General features: G+C 70.9%; 15 protein-coding genes and 1 pseudogene. 3 read left to right on the top strand and 13 right to left on the bottom strand.

From position 1 onward, the window contains the following. Positions 1-248 precede the first annotated feature (248 nt). The 10 genes and pseudogenes from E1292_RS10150 to E1292_RS10105 form a co-directional block, all read right to left on the bottom strand. Positions 249-3,449 (bottom strand): helicase HerA domain-containing protein, encoded by a 3,201-nt coding sequence (locus E1292_RS10150; protein WP_132594360.1) that lies wholly within the window; start codon positions 3,447-3,449, stop codon positions 249-251. Further along, positions 3,446-4,144, bottom strand: coding sequence for a hypothetical protein (locus tag E1292_RS10145; RefSeq protein ID WP_132594358.1), 699 nt, complete (start codon positions 4,142-4,144; stop codon positions 3,446-3,448). Before E1292_RS10145 ends, E1292_RS10150 begins: the two co-directional genes overlap by 4 nt. A 2-nt stretch (positions 4,145-4,146) precedes the next feature. Further along, positions 4,147-5,247, bottom strand: coding sequence for a hypothetical protein (locus E1292_RS10140; RefSeq protein WP_246090035.1), 1,101 nt, complete (start codon positions 5,245-5,247; stop codon positions 4,147-4,149). Beyond that, complete coding sequence (locus E1292_RS10135) at positions 5,244-5,741, bottom strand: DUF4365 domain-containing protein (protein WP_132594356.1); 498 nt, start codon at positions 5,739-5,741, stop codon at positions 5,244-5,246. Before E1292_RS10135 ends, E1292_RS10140 begins: the two co-directional genes overlap by 4 nt. Before the next feature lie 176 nt (positions 5,742-5,917). Then, positions 5,918-6,589 (bottom strand): hypothetical protein, encoded by a 672-nt coding sequence (locus E1292_RS10130; RefSeq protein WP_220446754.1) that lies wholly within the window; start codon positions 6,587-6,589, stop codon positions 5,918-5,920. Positions 6,590-6,760: 171 nt separating this feature from the next. Further along, a complete protein-coding gene (locus E1292_RS10125; RefSeq protein ID WP_132594354.1) occupies positions 6,761-8,380 on the bottom strand; it encodes a GMC oxidoreductase in 1,620 nt (539 codons plus the stop codon). A gap of 500 nt (positions 8,381-8,880) precedes the next feature. After that, positions 8,881-9,381, bottom strand: a complete 501-nt coding sequence (locus E1292_RS10120) for a carboxymuconolactone decarboxylase family protein (RefSeq protein WP_132594352.1) — start codon at positions 9,379-9,381, stop codon at positions 8,881-8,883. Next, on the bottom strand, positions 9,378-10,460 hold the full coding sequence (locus E1292_RS10115; RefSeq protein WP_132594350.1) for an NAD(P)H-dependent amine dehydrogenase family protein: 1,083 nt from the start codon (positions 10,458-10,460) through the stop codon (positions 9,378-9,380). The genes E1292_RS10120 and E1292_RS10115 overlap by 4 nt, the downstream gene beginning before the upstream one ends. Positions 10,461-10,791: 331 nt before the next feature. After that, positions 10,792-11,223, bottom strand: a pseudogene (locus tag E1292_RS55695) (class I SAM-dependent methyltransferase); the annotation flags it as partial. A 41-nt stretch (positions 11,224-11,264) separates the two neighbouring features. Beyond that, positions 11,265-11,750 carry a hypothetical protein gene (locus tag E1292_RS10105; protein WP_132594348.1) on the bottom strand — a complete coding sequence of 162 codons (486 nt, stop codon included), beginning with the start codon at positions 11,748-11,750 and terminating at the stop codon, positions 11,265-11,267. A 274-nt stretch (positions 11,751-12,024) separates the two neighbouring features. Here E1292_RS10105 and E1292_RS10100 point away from each other — a divergent pair, with 274 nt between their 5' ends. After that, complete coding sequence (locus E1292_RS10100) at positions 12,025-12,225, top strand: hypothetical protein (protein WP_132594346.1); 201 nt, start codon at positions 12,025-12,027, stop codon at positions 12,223-12,225. Here the strand turns inward: E1292_RS10100 and E1292_RS10095 are convergent. Then, complete coding sequence (locus E1292_RS10095) at positions 12,222-12,977, bottom strand: class I SAM-dependent methyltransferase (protein ID WP_132594344.1); 756 nt, start codon at positions 12,975-12,977, stop codon at positions 12,222-12,224. The genes E1292_RS10100 and E1292_RS10095 overlap by 4 nt on opposite strands. A 72-nt stretch (positions 12,978-13,049) precedes the next feature. Between E1292_RS10095 and E1292_RS10090 the strand changes: the two genes are divergently transcribed. Beyond that, the gene (locus tag E1292_RS10090; RefSeq protein WP_132594342.1) at positions 13,050-13,619 is read left to right on the top strand and encodes a CGNR zinc finger domain-containing protein; all 570 of its coding nucleotides are present in this window, start codon (positions 13,050-13,052) and stop codon (positions 13,617-13,619) included. A 233-nt stretch (positions 13,620-13,852) separates the two neighbouring features. On the opposite strand, the gene E1292_RS56080 is transcribed toward E1292_RS10090, so the two are convergent. Beyond that, positions 13,853-14,218 carry a ClpX C4-type zinc finger protein gene (locus tag E1292_RS56080; RefSeq protein ID WP_132594340.1) on the bottom strand — a complete coding sequence of 122 codons (366 nt, stop codon included), beginning with the start codon at positions 14,216-14,218 and terminating at the stop codon, positions 13,853-13,855. Positions 14,219-14,235: 17 nt separating this feature from the next. Further along, entirely contained in the window at positions 14,236-14,595 is a 360-nt protein-coding gene (locus E1292_RS10080; RefSeq protein ID WP_132594338.1) for a hypothetical protein, read from the bottom strand. 318 nt (positions 14,596-14,913) lie between these two features. Between E1292_RS10080 and E1292_RS10075 the strand changes: the two genes are divergently transcribed. Next, complete coding sequence (locus E1292_RS10075) at positions 14,914-16,722, top strand: glycosyltransferase family 2 protein (protein ID WP_132594336.1); 1,809 nt, start codon at positions 14,914-14,916, stop codon at positions 16,720-16,722. Positions 16,723-16,793: the final 71 nt, after the last annotated feature.

Genomic DNA, 16,793 nt, shown 5'->3' with positions numbered 1-16,793 from the left:
GCGCCTACGACGGCAGCGACGGCGACGCCAGCGGCGACGACGGCCGCAGCCTCCTCCGTGCTGGAAGTCGAACGTCATTGTTCCTCCCCCGTTGATCCCATTTCCTCAATTCGGACGCTAGCACCCATATCGTCATATTCCATGACATATCCGGCAATTTCAGGGATGCTTGACGGCGAATTCACTACGTAAAGGCCGCCGTTCTGCGCGGCCCGGGGAGCCGTCCGAACGCCTGCGCCGCCCTTCTCTCAGGCGGAGGCGCGCCGCATGATCTCCTGTTCGGTGAGCGGATCGGCGGGGTGGTGACTCAGGCACTGCGGGGTGCGGACCAGCGTCTCGGGGATGCCGTCGCTCGCGGTGTAGAACTGCCCGACCTCCAGCCGCCCGACCCGGTCGGCCCGGCCGCCGCGGGCCCGGGCCAGCGTCTGGACCACGGAGATCTGCGTGGGGCTGTTCATCCTGCCGATGAACTGGGTGGTGGCGTTGCCGGCGATCTGGTTGTGCAGGCCGCGCGGCGCCTGGGTGGCGAAGACGAGGCCGAGGCCGTACTTGCGGGCCTGCGACGCGAGGGTAAGCGTGCTGGCCAGCGCCTCGGTCCTGGGCGTGGCGGGCACCAGGGCCTGCGCCTCGTCCATCACGTACAGGCCGTTCAGCGGGCGGCCGCGGGCCGGGTTCCGCTTGATCCAGGAGAACAGGGCCATCTGGAGCTGGCTGACGAACCCGGGCCTCGCGTCCTCGTCGAGCCCGATGAAGCTGATGACCGACACGCGGGCCCGCTTGCCCGCCGACGGGGTCAGCAGCTGCTCGGGGTCGGCCGGCTCGCCGTTGCCGGCGAAGAGCGGGTCGTTGATCGTCGCGGCGGTCAGGAGCTGCCCCAGCTCGGCGGCTATCTGGTCCGCCCGGTCGATCTGGCTGACCTCCAGCGGCAGATCGGCGAGCATGCCCAGGAACGCGGTGAAGTCGCCGCCGCCCGAGCGCGCGAAGTGCTCCAGCGCCTGGCGGAGCACGGCCTTGCCCTTGTGCGCCTTGGCGCTCGCTCCGTGGGCGTTCGCCCGGTGCGCCAGCGCCGCGACGGCCAGGCCGAGCGCGGAGTCCAGCTCGTCCCGGTCGTCGAGCACGGCCGCGAAATCGGGCAGCGGCTGGAAGGTCAGCGGGCGCCCGCGGGAGCGCCCAGGAGTCCAGACCACGACCTCGGTCTCGGCGAAGTAGCGGGCCGCCTTGCCCGCGTCGCCGGGGCCCCACCCGGGCGGCTCCGCGGGCCAGGGATCGCCCAGCCTGGCGAGGTCGTTGTTGGAGTCGAGCACGATCGAGGACACCCCGTGCAACGCGCACTCCTCCACGAGCCGCCGCAGGAACACGGTCTTGCCCGACCCGGAGCCCGCGAAGACGGCGGTGTGGCGGGCCAGCGCGGCCAGCTTCACCTCCAGGTCCGCGCCCGTGTCGAACCGCCTGCCGACCGGAATGACGGCAACGCGCCCGCCTCTCGGCGTGCTCGATGTGCTCGGCGTGCTCGGTGTGCTAGGTGTGCTCGGTGTGCTCGGTGTGCTCGGGGTCCCGAGCAGGCCGCTGAGGAGTTCGGTGCCGCTCGCCGGACGCCGAGCCCGCAACCACGCGTCGAACTCCGGATCCCGGTCGGCCGCCATCCGGCGCAGCGCGTCGAACACGCGCAGGTCGTCGCCGCGCAGCGTGAGCGCCTTTCCGCCGCAGTCCTTGAGGTGAGTCACCCTGGCCTGGGTCGCGGGACCGTCCGACCACGCCTGGTTGCGCAGCACGACGAAACACCGGTCGGGCGTCTCCGGGCCGATCCCCGACGCCTTGATGCCGTCGTTCAGCCGCTTGAGCGCAGCGATCGGATGCGGCGCCCCGATCATCCGGAACGTCCAGTGCCGCTGCTCCTCCGAGTCGGGGTCGAGCTCCTGCCGCAGCCGAGCGTGGAGGTTCGGCCTGCGGCCGGGCGGCGGGTCGACGGAGAAGGCGCGCCCGGACTCGCCCTGCTCCGTGATCCACGCGTTGAGTCCGGCGGCGAGCAGCGGGGGAGCGAGTTCGTCCTCGTGGTCGGGATCGTACGCGTCCGAGGTCTCGGCCTGCTCGCGCAGGCCGGCGAAGCGGGCGTCGAGCCGCGCGAGGTCCGTCTCGGACACGGCGGGGGCGGCACCGGCGACGGGCGGGACCGGGTGACCGTCGCCGAGCGGCCGGTCCGCGGCGTCTCCGGTGAGCGGCCGGCCCGGGTGGTCCCCGGGGGAGGACGGAGCCGGGTGGTCCTGGTCGAAGCGCTCCAGCGGGGTGACCTCGCCCTCCACCCGGCACGTCTCGACGTGCGCGCTGATGCGCCGGAGCAGGGTCCTCGGCGTGAGACCCGGCGCGGTCGCGAACGCGGCCGGCGCGATCGGCCACAGCGGGTCGGGCGGCGTGCAGCCCGCGTCCGCGAAGGCCACGGCGAAGCGCCGTTCGACCAGGGCGCGGGCGATGTCGGAGCTCGCGAGCGTGGTGAGGATCAGCGACGTCCTGAACCTGTCCTGCACCGTCCCGATGGCCCGCTCCTTGATCAGGTGCCAGGACGAGGGGAGGCAGGCGACCAGGCAGAGCGAGCGCTGGGTGGCGTGGCGCAGGGCCATGAGGCCGGCCGCGATCTCGTCGAGGACGTCCTTACGCGGTTCTGCGCCGGCGTCTGTGCCGGCGACCGGCCTGGAGTGTCCGAGTATCGCGTCGATCTGGTCCACCGCGATGACGCTGGGGCCGGTCAGCGCGAGGATCGTCGACAGCTCGACGGCGATGTCGTGATGGGTCTTGATCCCCTTGCCCATCCCCCACGCCTGGCGATCACCCTCCTCGGCCTCCTCCGTCGACGTCAGGTGATCGTGGGCGACGTCGAGGGCATGGCCGGACGCGGTGGCGTAGAGGGCGAGGGCCCGGATGGTGTCGCGGCACCGCAGCAGCCGCCGATCCCTGGCCAGCAGGCCGTCCACCAGGGCGTCGAGGTCCTCACGGGTCAGGCCCGTGCCGCGCCCGATCGCCGTCTCGATCCGGTCGCCGCAACCCGCGAGGGAGGCGAGGGCCCGCAGCGCCACCAGCGCCTGGACGGGGGAGCCGGGGCCCTGGGGGGAGCGGCCCAGGTCCTCGACCATCGCGCTCGTGGTCTGACGCCAGAAGTCCTCTCCGGCGCTGAAGTCCACCAGGAAGAAGTAGCCGCCGGCCTGGGCGATCCGGCCCCTGACCCAGCCGAGGAGGTGGGTCTTGCCCGCGCCGCCCTCGCCCTGGATCACGACTCCGAGCGGGCTCGTACGGGAGGCGAGCGACGCCTCGTCGATGCCGTCGAGGATCAGCCGCTCGGCTCGCGGATGCATGCCGTCGACGTGGAAGGGCGGCGGGTTCCAGGCGTGCTCGGCGGTCGTCGCCCAGTCGAGCACCCTGGAGACGGCCCGCAGGGCGCGTTCCTCCTGCTCGTTCACCGGGCCTCGATCGCGAGAAGGTGCTTGCTCACTCCGTTCACGAGCACGGCCGCCTTCCTGTCGTCGTCGGTCAGCGTCTTCTGGTCGGCCTCCGGCACGAGATGCACGTCCGGGAGGAGCTCCATCCGCCTCAGGGCGTCGTCGACCTCGTCGGCGGGCGCGTCGCCGAGCAGCGGGCGCAGCCGGGTCAGGAGCACCCAGTCCTGGGGTTCGCGCGCCAGCAGCCAGTACGCCTCCCGGATCGTCCCCGCGAGGCCGGCGACGTCCGGCCTGGCCGTCCCCGCGAGGCCGGCGCCGTCCGCCGTACCGGCGAGGCCGGCGTCGCCGGCAGCGGCGTCGTCCGACCGGGCCGTGACGACGAAGTCGGCCAGACTCAGATCGGCCGCGTCGAGATAGCCCTTGATCAGGCCGAGGACGCCGTAGAGGGTGCGGCCGAGCGACCCTCCGCGGTCGGGGGCGGTGCCCGCGAGCTCGCTCACGCACCAGGCCCAGCCCTTGTCGGTGAGCGTGTGGTGGTACGCCCTGCCCTGCCTGTCACTGGTGACGAGGCCGAGCGTGTTCATCCGGAGCCGGAACCTGCCGTCGAGCGCGGCGCCGACCTGGTCGCGGAGCGCGGGGTTGGACGCCGATCCGCCGAGTGTCATCAGGCCGAGCAGCAGGGCCCGCTCCCGGGCTCCGAACGTGCTGTTCTCCATGGTCAGGTCTCCTCGGATCGATGGTCCGTCACTGTGCCGAACGTGGTGGCCGTCAGCTCGCGGCGGCCGGAAACCTCCCTGAGCGTGCCGCGAGCGCGCACGGGAGCCCTGCTCCGGTGCGCCTCGACGGCCACGTCGTAGGCCGCCTCGTCGGGCAGCCGCACCCAGATCGAGCCGCGCGACTCGGCGCCGCCGATCGCCACGTCGCCGCGGACCTGTACGCGGAACCGGTCCTCGCCGCCGATGTCCACGAGCATGGCGATGAGGCCGGTGACCGAGGCGCTGTCGCTGTGGAGGCGGCGCAGCCGGTGCGCGACGCGGCGTAACAACCGTCCCGTCTCGGCGTCGAAGACCAGCCGGCGCGCGGGCACGTCGGAGGGGAGCGCCCGCGCCCAGCGGAAGCCGACCTCGAACCGGGTGCCGGGGTCGGAACCGGCGAAGCGCGCGAGCGCCTGGCAGAGCTCGGCCGACACGCCGTGCCGCACGAGGCCGTCGAAGGTGCTGATGTCGCCGGTCCTGTGCACCTCGGCGCCGGCTTCGAGCAGGAGCGCCGCCGCGCGCTGGAGAAGGATCAGGGTACGGCGGGCCAGTGGCGGCTCTCCCGGTGTGGCACGTTCCAGCGGGACGCGGACCGTGAGGAGGTCGCCCGAGGCCACGATGGGCCCGATCCAGACGCGGTCGAGCAGGTCGCGCACCTGCTTGGGCGCCACGCCGTCGTACACCGGGCGAGGGCCGGTGAGCGCGGCGCGCGCCGCCGCGCCGAGGGCGGCCTGCGCGCTGGTGAGCGCCGTGACCGCGTCGAGCAGCCTGAACTGCCCGTCCACCGGGACGATGGAGGCTCTGTACCACTGCACGTCGGCCATGGGCGCGCCGATGTCGGAGGCGATGTCCTCGCGGGAGCGGCCTTCCAGCCGCGCCAGCAGGGTGAGGATCTCCCTGACCCGCCGGGGCCCGTCGCCGAGGTCGTCCGTGCCGGGCACCAGGATCTCGTGATCGCCCTCGTGCACCCAGACGGCGGCGCCCCGCCAGTCGCCCGGCTGGCGGGACCAGCCGGTCATGGCGAGATAGCTGCTGATGTCGGCGACCGACAGGGGCGTGGTCACGCGGGAGCGCCGACGAGCTCGCGCAGGGCGCGCACGGTGAGGACGTTGCCCAGCGGCACCCGGACGGGCGCGTGCCGTCTGGCGCTCGGGGAGGCGATGGCCTGCTCGCCCTCGAACCCTCGGTAGTAACAGAGCCGGCTGAGCGTCAGACCTTCGGTCTCCACCCGGGCGTAACGGTCGCGCTCGCGCGGGACCACGACGACGAACAGGTAGCGCGGAACGAGGAACGGGCCCGCGACGAGCTTGTTGTACTGCACCTCGTTCAGGCCGGGAAAGTGCAGGTCAGGCCCCTTGTGCGCCGGCGCTGACCACGACTTGACCTGCACTTCGATCGCGGGCGACGCGATGTGCCCGGACCTGCCCGGATAGCGGAAGCCGAGGTCTATCCCGTCGTGGTCGAGGTCGTCCTTGTAGACGAGCAGCCCCGCGGCGGAGGCGAGGGCGCGCACGTAGTCCTCGGCGAACTTGCCCTGATGATTCCGCTGGTCAAGCATGCAGGCTCCCTCGCCACCGCCCCACCCAATGCCGCGCGGGTCAAAGAGTATCTACCGAGCCCTTCGGCGGAGCGGGTTTTCGCCTTCAGTGCTGCGCGATAACTCCCCCTTTATGACTGATTTCCGGCCATTACGAAGAATGGCAGCAGCTGGTACGGCATAACACTTGTGTTACGTCAGTGGCTTTTCTTGGGAAGGTACGGGCCGAAATGCTCGGCGACGATTTCCGCGATCGCGTCGGCGTCATGGGAACCGTCGACCTCGAGCACGCGGATGCCGAACCGGCGGGCGCCGCGGACGGCGTCCTCCGCGACCAGCTGGTCCCGAGCCAGGCGGTTGGCCTGCGCGCGGGCCGGGTCGCTGACGGCATGGCCGAGCGCGCCGGCCCTGGGCAGCGTACGTATCTGGTGCCGGCGGAACTCCGGCGCGGGCACCATGACGATCATGCGGCGTGGAGAGTCGAGGAGGGGCGAGACGAGTTCGGGGCGGAGCCCCCAGCCTTCGGCGATGATGGGGTGCCCGGAAACGAGCCCGCGCAGGTCGTCCAGCGCCCAGGCGAACCGGTCAGGAAATCCGGCCAGGGTCGCGGCGGCCATGTCCTCGGGAGTGGCCCGGACCCACTCGGCGTCAGGGTCGGGTTCGGTGACGGGCTCGCAGGAGGCGACGCGCCGGGCGATCCGGCGATCATTGTGGCCGCGGGCGTCGTGGTAGTCGTAGTGGTAGGCGGTGACGCCGTACCACGCGGCCAGGAGCCGGGCCACGGTCGACTTGCCCGCCCACTGTCCGCCCCCGATCCACAACGCGCGACGCAACGTCCCGAAGGGGTCCCACACTTCTTGCTCGGCCACCTGGTGTCCTCCTGAGCCCTCGAACCGTGCCGGCCTAGAGTCTCCACCGTCCCGGCGCCGCGCGGGAAGCGATGCGATCATGGGCGCGTGGCGACGACGCGGGACGAGCCGTTCACCGAGGACAACCGCGAGTACGTGTTCGTCGCCCGCCGGCGAGCCTGACGGTCGCGGTCACAGATCGGCGGCGATGATCCGCTCGATGTTGCGTTCGGCGAGCGCGGTGATGGTGACGAACGGGTTGACGGTCGTGTTGCCCGGGATCAGCGCGCCGTCGATGACGTACAGGCCGGGATATCCGTGCAGGCGGCCGTAGTTGTCCGTGGCCCTGTCCAGGACCGCGCCCCCCAGCGGGTGGTACGTGAGGTGGTCGCCCCAGATCTTGTAGACGCCGAACAGGTCGGTACGGTAGATCGTCCCCTCCTTGGCGTTGATCGTGTCGAAGATCGTCTTGGCCATGTCGATGGAGGGCTGTTTCCACGCGGTCTGCCAGTCGAGCTCCACCTTGCCCGCCGCCGCGTTCCAGGTGAACTGCGCCCGGTGCGGGTTGTCGGTGATCGACAGGTAGAAGGACGCCCACGTCTCGATGCCGGTGGGCAGCGGCGCGACCTCCGCGAACGCGCCCCCAGCCGACCAGTTGTCGATGCCGCAGCAGGGGATGGCCGACTGGAGGCTGCCGGTCGGGTCCCAAAGGTGGTTGGCCCGGCCGCACATGACGTTGCCGTTGTCGCCCCAGCCCTTGCCGATCTCGCCGTTCAGGCCGGGTAAGACGCCGGTGGCCCTCAGCCGTACCAGGAGTTTGCTGGTGCCGACGCTGCCGGCGGCGAAGAACACCCTGTCGGCCGTCACCGTCTTGGTCGCGGTGACGCCGCCGGTGGTGTCGAGCTGCTCGATGACGGCGGTGTACGCGCCGCCGGACCCCGGAGCGACCGAGGTGACCCGGTGCAGCGGGGAGATCGTCACCCTGCCGGTGGCCGTGGCCTGGGCGAGATAGGTCCTCTGCAGCGACTTCTTGCCGTGGTTGTTGCCGTAGAGGATCTCGCCGGCCAGCGCGGACTTGGGCACGGTGCCGGCCGCCTCCTGCTCCATGTAGTCCCAGTCGTACACGTCGGGCACGAACACGAACGGGAACGACGAGCGCTGGGCGTGCTTGCGGCCCACGCGCGAGTACTGGTAGCACTCGGCCGTCTCGAACCAGCCGGGGTCGATGGTGGCGACCCCGAGCCCGGCGTTGGCCCGCGGATAGTAGGTGGCGTACATCTCGTCGGGGTTCACCGAGGGGAGCACGGCGGCGAAGTTCGCGCGTCGGGGCACGACCGCCATGCCGCCGTTGACCAGCGAGCCCCCGCCGACGCCGCGGCCCTGATAGACCGTGATGCCGCCGAACTCCTCGGCATCCAGAATGCCGGTGTAGCGGGGGATGTCCCGGTCGATGGGGAAGCCGAGGAAGTTGCTGAGCGGCGCCTTGGTCCTGGTACGCAGCCAGTACGAGCGGTAGTCGGGCTCCCGCGTGTTGCAGAAGATCTTGCCGTCGGCGCCGGGGGTGTCCCAGGCCATGCCCATCTCGACCATGTGCACGTCGACGCCCGCCTGGGCGAGGCGGAGCGCGGCCACCGACCCGCCGTAGCCGGTGCCGATCACCAGGACGGCGACGTGGGCGCCGTCGGCGATCGGGGCGGACGCGGCGGCCGGCCGCGCGTGGACGCCCAGGGCGGCCAGCCCCAGGGCGGAACCGGTCCCGGCGATGAATCCGCGGCGGGAGACGCTGGTGCGAGCAGGCGGATGTTCGTTCATCAAATGCCTCCGAGGAGACCTCCGCCTTCAGGCGGGGGAGGAATCGGACCCCTGCGGAGCAGGACAGGGGTAGCCGATTCGCCGCCAGGCGAACCGGCGTCAAAACGCCGCACGACACCGCACGGTTCGGTAGTGTGTTCGACGGTGGCGATAACCAAGCCACCGGACGAACGATCAGAAGCACCCTCGCCGCAGGGCTCGCGGAGAGGTGAAACGCCTGTGGAGCTGGTGTAAGACCTCAACGAGAGTTCCCTTTCTCGGGCGGGCGACCAGCGGTGAAGCAGGAAGGCCAGTCGGCGACGGCTGGAATCCCGGTCCACCAGGGCCGGGAGGATGTCAAGGTTCCTCGTTGTGGTGGGGGGATGCGGGGCTCGCGTGGGTGCGACGAGGGCGGTCGTGCGGGTGTCGCGTGGTTTGTGCGGTGCGCGTGAACGAGGGCGGTCGTGCGGGTGTCGCGTGGTGAGATGCGCTGCGAGAGGGCGAGAGGAGGGCGGTCCGGGCTACCGGCCGGGGGCGGGTGTGCGGCCGCTGGGCAGGGCGCACACGGTGTCGAGCCCGAGGACGTGGTTGAGGCGGCCGAACGCCAGCCAGGAGCCCAGGCACATGGTCAGCTCCACGATCTCCAGCTGGCTGTAGTGCGCCGTCATCCGCGTCCAGAACGCGTCGTCGAGGCCGTGGTGGTCGAGGGCGTAGCGCTCGGCGTACTCGGCGGCCAGCCGGGTGCGGTCGTCGAAGGCGCCGGTGGTGCGCCACTCGCTGACCGCGTCGGCGAACGACTCCTCGACCTGCTCCCCGTCCCGTTCCGTCCGCCAGTCGAGGCAGAAGGCGCACCCGTTGATCTGCGCGATCCGCAGCCGCGCGGCCTCGAACTCGCGCAGCCCGAGCGTCGTGTGGGCGTAGACCGCCAGGGAGAACTTCGTGGCGGCCATCCCGATGCCGGGTACCATCTCGCCCCACACGTACTCGATGGCGTCCTTACCCTCCGGAATGTCGATCTTCAAGGCCGTCTCCTTCCCAGCTTGCCGGCGGGGGCGGGCCGCAGCGGCACGTCGAGCGCGTCGTAGAGGCCGGGTTCCGCGGCCACGAGCCAGTCGATGGCGCCCACCAGCCGGCCGGCCGCGGTGGCGTTGCCGCCGGCGGAGCGGTTGCCGTCCTCGTCGGTGGCCTCGACCGTGACCTCGATGCGCGGGCGGCCTTCGATGATCACGCGGTGCGCCCCGACGCCGTCGGGCGCGACCGGCCAGTCCGGCGCGCACGAGGGGTGGATGCGGGTGACGTGCTCGACCACGATGCGGGGCACGCCGTCGACGACGCCCTGCACCTCGAAACGGACCGCCCCCTGGGTGCCCGCCTCGAAGTCGCCCATGGACGTGGTGGTCACCGTGGTGTCTAGGAGGCGGCGGTCCAGGGTCTCGCGGATCTCGTCGAGCTCGACGCCGAGCGCCCTGGCCATGAGCCGTACCTGGCCGCCCCACACCATGGCGGGCACGGTGGGCGCGATCATCGGCGGCTCGTAGTCCAGGGGATGGCCCATGCCGACCAGGTGGCGGACGGCGTCGGGCTGGTCGTAGGTGGAGTAGTCGAAGATCTCCTGGCAGCGAATCACGTCGACGGTGGTGGCGAGACCGCTGAGGAGCAGCGGCAGCACGTCGTTGCCCCAGCCGGGGTCCACGCCGGAGACGAACAGCGAGCCTCCTCCGCCGGCGATGGCGGCCAGCACGGGCTCGCGCAGCTCCGGCGGGGCGTTGCGCTGGTCGTAGAGGGCGTACAGGGACGGGGTGACGACCACGGCGCCGGCCCGGACTGCCTTGACGATGTCGGCCAGGGCGTCGTCGGGACGGAGGTCGCCGGAGGCCGCGTACACCACGGCCCTGGGGCGGGCCGCCAGCACGGCGCCGATGTCGCCGGTCGCCGGGACGCCCAGGTCGTGGCCGAGCCCGGCGAGGTCGCCCGCGTCGCGGCCGATCTTGGCGGGGTCGTGGACGAGCACGGCCGCGAGCTTGAGCGTCGGGTGGGCCTCGACGGCCCGGATGGCAGCGCGGCCGACGTTGCCGGTGCCCCAGACGATCGTGGACGTCATGGGCGGAGCGTAGCAAGCGCTTGGTTAGGTGTATAGAGCTCACTTCAGCACGCGGCAGAGTACTCCGCGTGGGTGAGGCTGATGGAGCCGTGGGTGACGATCTCGAAGCCGGCCCGCTCCAGCAGGCCCTCCATGATCCACGTGTACGTGGAGAACTCCTCGCGTACGTGTGCCTCGAAATCCGCCCTGGTGAACCCCTCTCCCTCGGCGCGCCCCGCGCTCCCGATCCAGTGACGCAGGTGGAGGTCGGCGGCGTCAGGCGGGAAGCTGAAGATGACGTCCCGCAGGTAGAGAACGTGCCGCCGGGCCGGAGCATCGCGGCCGCGTTGCGCAGGGCCTGCTGCTTCCAGAAGTCCGGCAGCTGGTGAAGCGCCGATCCGGTGGTGACCACGTCGGCGAGGGCGTCGTGTGGGTGCGCGTAGTCGAGGAAGCCTGCCTGGTGCCAGTGGGGGTCGACCTCGAACTGCTCGGCACGCGCCTGGGCGTATTTCAGCATCTCCGCGGAGACGTCGACGCCGTGCGCCTCCGCCCCGCGCCGGGCCGCCTGCACGACGAGCGAGCCGGTCCCGCACGCCAGATCGACCAGACGGGTGCCCTCCGTGACGTCCAGCCGGTCGAGCAGGGCGTCGTCGGCGGCGGAGTCGGTGCCCTGGTTCCTGTCGTACGCGGCGACGGCGTCCGGGCTGCCGAGATCGACGCCGACGGGTGCGTACTCGGGGAACCACCAGGCGGGGCGGGGGTGGCGAGTGTCATTTCGTGGCATGTCTTTATGTAGGCAGCTGGATGATCCGATGGCAACGGCGCTCACCGGTCGGGGCTCAGGGGCGAGGCCGCGTCGTCGGCCGTGTGGCGGGCGGGAAGCCGCCGCCATTGTTCGCCGACGACGGGGTGAACGGTATTCTTCACATCTTTTCTCCCGATCCGCGTGGCGACGGCAATTTTGTCTTCCGTGTCATACATGGTGCGGATGGTGGAGATCGACATTCCCGCCGCCTCGGCGAGCGCCCGCAGCCGGTACGGCTCCGGCCGTACGAATTCGCGCGCATATGCTGTGATAAGTCGTATTTGTCGTTGTATCTCGCGCTTCTGCGCGGCGAGTTCCCCGAGTCGCGCCAGCACCGGATCCTCGGCCGGCGATGCTCCTGCCGCCATCATGAGCTCCCCGACCAGGGCGTTTCTCGCCTCGCTCGCGCTCTGCGCGCGTGCCGTGTAGTCGTCGGGGTCCTCGTCCTGCTCCTCGACCGGTTCGGGGATCAGCACCTTCGCCAGTTCCTCGGTGATTTCCTTCATGCGTGGCATCCTGCGGCAGGCGGTGCGAAAAATGCAAAAGCGTGTGGAATCTGCGGTATCGCTTGAGTGCCTTGACGTGCTACGTCCCCACATCCGCGTAGAAGAATTCTCTACCCGCACTCCGCGCGTATGCCAATTTGAGGAGAAAAAGCGTCACACCTCAGGCGAATCTTGTGTCACTCTCGTGAATGAAAACGAGCGGCCTCTCTGTGCTCCCAGAAAGGCCGCTCTCGCGGTGTCAGTCCACACGTGTCATGAAAGGAAACCGCTGTCGATGAGATTATCCAGAAGGCGTCCCCAACGGGAAGAGCCCGCTCCGGCCCGCGAGCCGGAGCGCATCCCGCAACGCTGGGTGCTGATCCTGATCACCGCCTTCCTGGGCGGGCTGACCGTCGGCGGCCTGTCCGGCTGGGCCGGAGCGGGTGTCGCCACGGCCCTCGGCCTCGTCGGGCTGCTGCACCGGATCATGAACTAGCCGCGTACACCGCACAGCAGCCGGTTGTTGCCGCGCTGCCAGAGCGTGCCGATCTCCGTGAAGCCCGCCTCTTCGAGGGCCTTGACGTGATCCGACAGGAGGCGGGACTCCGAGCCGCGGTGGTCGGCCCCGGCGGTGGTGCGGGCCTCGTTGAGCTCGGCGAGGGCGGGGTCGGCCTCGATCGCGTCCCACCAGGCCCGCCAGGCCTCCGGCCGGTTCCTGCCGAAGGTCCGCTCGGTCTCGCGCTCGTGCACGGCGCGCTCCAGGCCGGACAACACCGGCGTGGCGTCGTCGGTGTCCATGTGGTCGCCGTTGAGCAGCACCCCGCCGGGACGCAGCACGGTCGCCAACTCCGCGTAGACGTTCTTCAGCTCGGGGCCGGAGATCCAGTGCAGCGCCGTCGTGCTGACCGCGGCGTCGGCGGGCCGGTCGAGCTCGAGCAACTCCGTCCAGCCGCCTCCGCGCAGGTCCGCGGACACGAACCGCAACCCGGGGTACGCGGCCCGCCCCAGCCCGATCAGCAGCGGATCGGCGTCGACGCAGACGACCCGGGCCTCGGGCAGCCGCTCCAGCAGCCGTGCCGACAGCGAGCCGGGGCCGCAGCCGAGGTCGATGACCACCGGGTCGGGCCGCCCCAGCGCCTCCACGGCGTCGATCAGCACCGTGAACCGCTCCTCCCGGTCGGGAAGGTAGCCCTCCTGCTGGCGGTCCCAGCGCGCCATCCACTGCATTGCGGCATCGTGGGTGAGCATGAACGTCTCCTTGTGACCGTCGTCTAAGCTTTCAACGGTCACACGTTAACTCGCGAAGGTGTAACCGGTCAATTGGATTACAACAGTCACACGGATGCGGTGGTCCGGGTCACGGTGGCGCTCGTCAACGCCCTGACCCCCGGCGAGCGACGGGGCCGCCCCTGCCCCGCACCGGCCGATCCCGCGGCCGCCGCGGTCGAGGCCCTGCGTACGGTCCACCAGGCCTACCGCGAGGTCACCGCCGCCGAGGGCGCCGCGCTGGCCGAGGTCGCGGCCCGCCTGCGCGAGATCTTCGCCGCCGTCGCCGCGGACGACATCGACACCGCGGCCACGCGGGTCAATGCGCTGCTGGCGGAGACCGGCGCCCGTCCGGTCCTGGACAGGCACGACGGGGAGCCGTGGCACCTGCACTTCCACGGCCACCGTGACACCCTGGCCGACGGCTGGGCGGCGAGCTGCGCCACGGGCCTGGCGATCGTGCTGGGCGGTGAGTTCGCCGACCGCCTCGGTGTCTGCACCGCGCCCCACTGCGACCGCGTCTATGTGGACGTGTCGCGCAACGGCACCCGCAGGTTCTGCTCCACGGCCTGCCAGAACCGCGTCAAGACGGCGGCCTTCAGGGCCAGGGGCCGGGCGGGCTGAGGCACCGGCTCCGGCCGGCGTACGGGAAAGGCGGGGGTGGCCCCCTGCTCCAGCTCCCCGGGGCGGCCGGGGAGCTGGAGCCCGTTCATCCGGAGGCCGGCCGTTCCGCCTCTTCGTGCGGCGCCACGATCGCAGTGAAGCTCACGAGATCGTACGCCGCGGGACCGTCGAGGACGCGCATGGCGGGGCCTTCCTCATTATGGGACGCCCCGCGCCTCACGATGGTTCACCCGTCATGCCTCGCTCCTGAAACGTTCCCACGCCGACTGCCGGGTCATGCCGAGCGACGTGCCGATGCGCTCCCAGCTGACGTCCCTGGTGCGCAGGTGCGCCACCCAGTCGCGCAGGTTGTCGTCGACCTGTGCCTGCACGGCGGCGATCTTGGGGAGATGGTTGAGGATCTGCTCGTCGGTCATGGACTCCCACAGGGGCAGCCGCGGCTCGGGTGACGGCTCCCGGTGGTCCTGCTCGATGATGTCGTTGCACAGGCCGACGCACTCATCGCAGATGTGCACGCCGGGGCCGGCGATGACCTTGCGCACGTCCGCGCTCTTCTTGTGGCAGAACGAGCAGCGGATCCTGTCTTTCCAGTCAGGCATGCCCTGACAGTAGCTCGTCAGGCCACCCCTGACAAGCCTGACCGGCGATCCCGTTCGACCTGTGCCCGGATGATGGCCTGCCGCTCCTCGGTGATCTTGCCGCAGATCGTCACGTACGCGTCCAGCACCTGGGAGTACGACCGGCGCGCCTGGTCGAGCTGCTCGCGCAGGGCGCGAACGCGGTCGGCGTGGCCGTGCCGCTCGGCCTCGGCGAGCAGCGTGCGGGCCTCGTCCACGATTTCCGCCGCCCGCATCCTCGTACGGCGGAGCAGGGCCGAGCAGTCGTGCAGCTCTCCCAGCCGAGCCGAGGAGACGATGAACTCTGCGGCGTGCACGGCCGAACCGTGGCCCGTGCGCCTGCGGAGATCTGATGCCATGTCCCGCCACCTCCCGGTCAAGGATGCCTAACTGTAGACGCGCAACCCGTCCGAGAGGATCACTGGCGCAGGAGGGGGGTGCCTCAATGCTCCCCGCGGAGAGGTTTCTTCCCCCCGGAGGGAAAACCTCGTCCCTGAATGCGGTTCGGCGCGGGATGAATGCGGTATTTGGCGGCCTTTGCTGGCACTTATTGGAGAAATGTCGCGAACCTCCGGTGTAGACAAAAGACGGAGTTGAAGACCTCCGATCGCCCCCCGCGGGCATGGCCGTTCGTCACATACTGAAACCGAACGGCGGCGCAACGTGAGGTAGTGGTGATGTCGGATACGGAGAACGGCGAGGACCCGGTTGACGTCAGCGTCGTCATCCCGGTGCACAACTGCCGGGCCTACCTCGACCGGTGCCTCACCGCGGCACTCGTCCAGCGGGTGAAGAAGGAGCTGATCGTCGTCGACGACGGCTCCACCGACGGCAGCGGCGAGCTCCTCGACCTCTACGCCGCCTACCACCCGTCCAGCGTCAAGGTGATCCACATCGATGGCAGCGGCGGCGCGGGCCGGCCGCGCAACGTCGGGCTCGAGCACGCCACCGGCCGGTACGTCTTCTTCTGCGACGCCGACGACCACCTCGGCCCCCAGGCGCTGGAGCGCATGGTCGCCATGGCCGACAGGAACGACTCCGACGTCGTGCTCGGCAAGATCGTGGGGCACGGCCGGAGGGCGCCCGTGTCGATGTTCCAGCAGAGCGCCGACCGGGTGGAGCTGGGCGACAGCTGCGTCTACAACAGCCTGTGCTGTTTCAAGCTCTTCAGAAGGGACATGCTGGATCGCCACCGGATCAGGTTCGGGGAGGGCATGCGCGTCGGCGAGGACATCCTCTTCACCGTCCACGCCTACTGCCACGCCGAGGTGATCTCCGTGGTGGCCGACTACGACTGCTACCACCTGATGGCCAGGCCCGACGGCACCAGCATCATGCAGCAGGCGGGCAGCAGAGACCCGCTCGCCTGGCTGGCCATGATCAGGGAGCCGATCCGGCTCATGACCGAGCACGTCGAGCCCGGCCCGCTCCGCGACCACCTGCTCCGCAGGCACTTCAGGCTCGACGTGTTCACCCAGCTCGGGGCCGTGTTCCTGGAGAGCGACGACGTGCGGCGCAAGGACATCGCGCGCGAGGTGGCGGCGCTCTGCGACGAGTGGTACACGCCGGGCGTGCACGAGCGGCTCAACAGCATCGACCGGCAGCGGGCGACCGCGCTCGACGACATCGACCGCCTCGTGCGCTTGGCCCGCATCGAGAGCGCCACCGTGCGACGCCGGCTGACCGGGGTGTGCTGGGACGGCGACCACCTGGTGGTGACGGGCTCCGCCGGGTTGCACGGCATCGCCAGGGACCACGGTCTGGCCGTGGTGCTGCGCTCGCGGCACGACCCGGCCGCCGAGGTGGTCATCCCTGCCGAGCGCAAGGGCGGCGAGTTCACCGTGCGGGTGGACGTGTCCGCGCTCGCCTCCGGGATCTGGGACCTGCGGGTGGCGGTCGAGGTCGAGGGCGCGCTGCGGTTCGGCCGGCTGGGCGCCGACCGCGAGACCGGCGTCAACCGGCCGCTGCCCCGGATGATCGGCGGCGTCGTGATCCTGCCCTACTTCACCAGGGACAACGGCAACCTCAGCATCGACGTCGGCGGCCACGTGGTCGCCGTGCCGGGCGGCGCGAAGCTCATCAGGACGCGGTGGGGCCTGTGGCAGCGGCTGCTCGTCGACGGCGAGATCAGCGTCGTCGACACCGCACCCGAGCCCGCGGCGATCCGGCGGATCGTCTGGCGGGAGCGGCGCAGCGGGCGCGAGCGGGCCGAGCCGGTGACGGCGCTGCCCGGGGGCGGGTTCGCGGCCGGGCTGGCGGTGGGCCGGCTCCCGCCGGGCACCTGGGACGCGTACCTGGAGCTCGACCTGGGCGGGCCGGCCGCGCGGTTCAGGATCGAGGCGGGCGCGGGCACGGTCGTGAGGCCGCGCAGGTGGTGGTGGGCGGCCCTGCGCAGGAGCGTGCGGCCGTACGCGACGCGGGGGCGGCTGAGCACGGCGGTGCGGCGGCTGACGGTCCGGGCGGTCATCAGAAGAGTCATTCGCTAATGCCATCTATGTGCAGGTGCAAGACGATGTCCTAAAGTAGGAACGTTGGTCTCGTCCCGCCCGTTATGGGA

This window comes from Nonomuraea deserti (assembly GCF_004348685.1).
In the GTDB taxonomy this organism is placed as follows: domain Bacteria; phylum Actinomycetota; class Actinomycetes; order Streptosporangiales; family Streptosporangiaceae; genus Nonomuraea; species Nonomuraea deserti.
Note: the sequence above shows the minus strand (reverse complement) of the source record. Positions and strands in the feature narration are given on the sequence as shown.

Coding starts and splice junctions, on each gene's coding strand:
- E1292_RS10075 (WP_132594336.1), top strand. CDS start 14,914: ATGTCGGATACGGAGAACGGCGAGGACCCGGTTGACGTCAGCGTCGTC.
- E1292_RS10105 (WP_132594348.1), bottom strand. CDS start 11,750: ATGAAGGAAATCACCGAGGAACTGGCGAAGGTGCTGATCCCCGAACCG.
- E1292_RS10145 (WP_132594358.1), bottom strand. CDS start 4,144: ATGGAGAACAGCACGTTCGGAGCCCGGGAGCGGGCCCTGCTGCTCGGC.
- E1292_RS10115 (WP_132594350.1), bottom strand. CDS start 10,460: ATGACGTCCACGATCGTCTGGGGCACCGGCAACGTCGGCCGCGCTGCC.
- E1292_RS56080 (WP_132594340.1), bottom strand. CDS start 14,218: ATGCCTGACTGGAAAGACAGGATCCGCTGCTCGTTCTGCCACAAGAAG.
- E1292_RS10100 (WP_132594346.1), top strand. CDS start 12,025: ATGAGATTATCCAGAAGGCGTCCCCAACGGGAAGAGCCCGCTCCGGCC.
- E1292_RS10080 (WP_132594338.1), bottom strand. CDS start 14,595: ATGGCATCAGATCTCCGCAGGCGCACGGGCCACGGTTCGGCCGTGCAC.
- E1292_RS10125 (WP_132594354.1), bottom strand. CDS start 8,380: ATGAACGAACATCCGCCTGCTCGCACCAGCGTCTCCCGCCGCGGATTC.
- E1292_RS10135 (WP_132594356.1), bottom strand. CDS start 5,741: ATGCTTGACCAGCGGAATCATCAGGGCAAGTTCGCCGAGGACTACGTG.
- E1292_RS10095 (WP_132594344.1), bottom strand. CDS start 12,977: ATGCTCACCCACGATGCCGCAATGCAGTGGATGGCGCGCTGGGACCGC.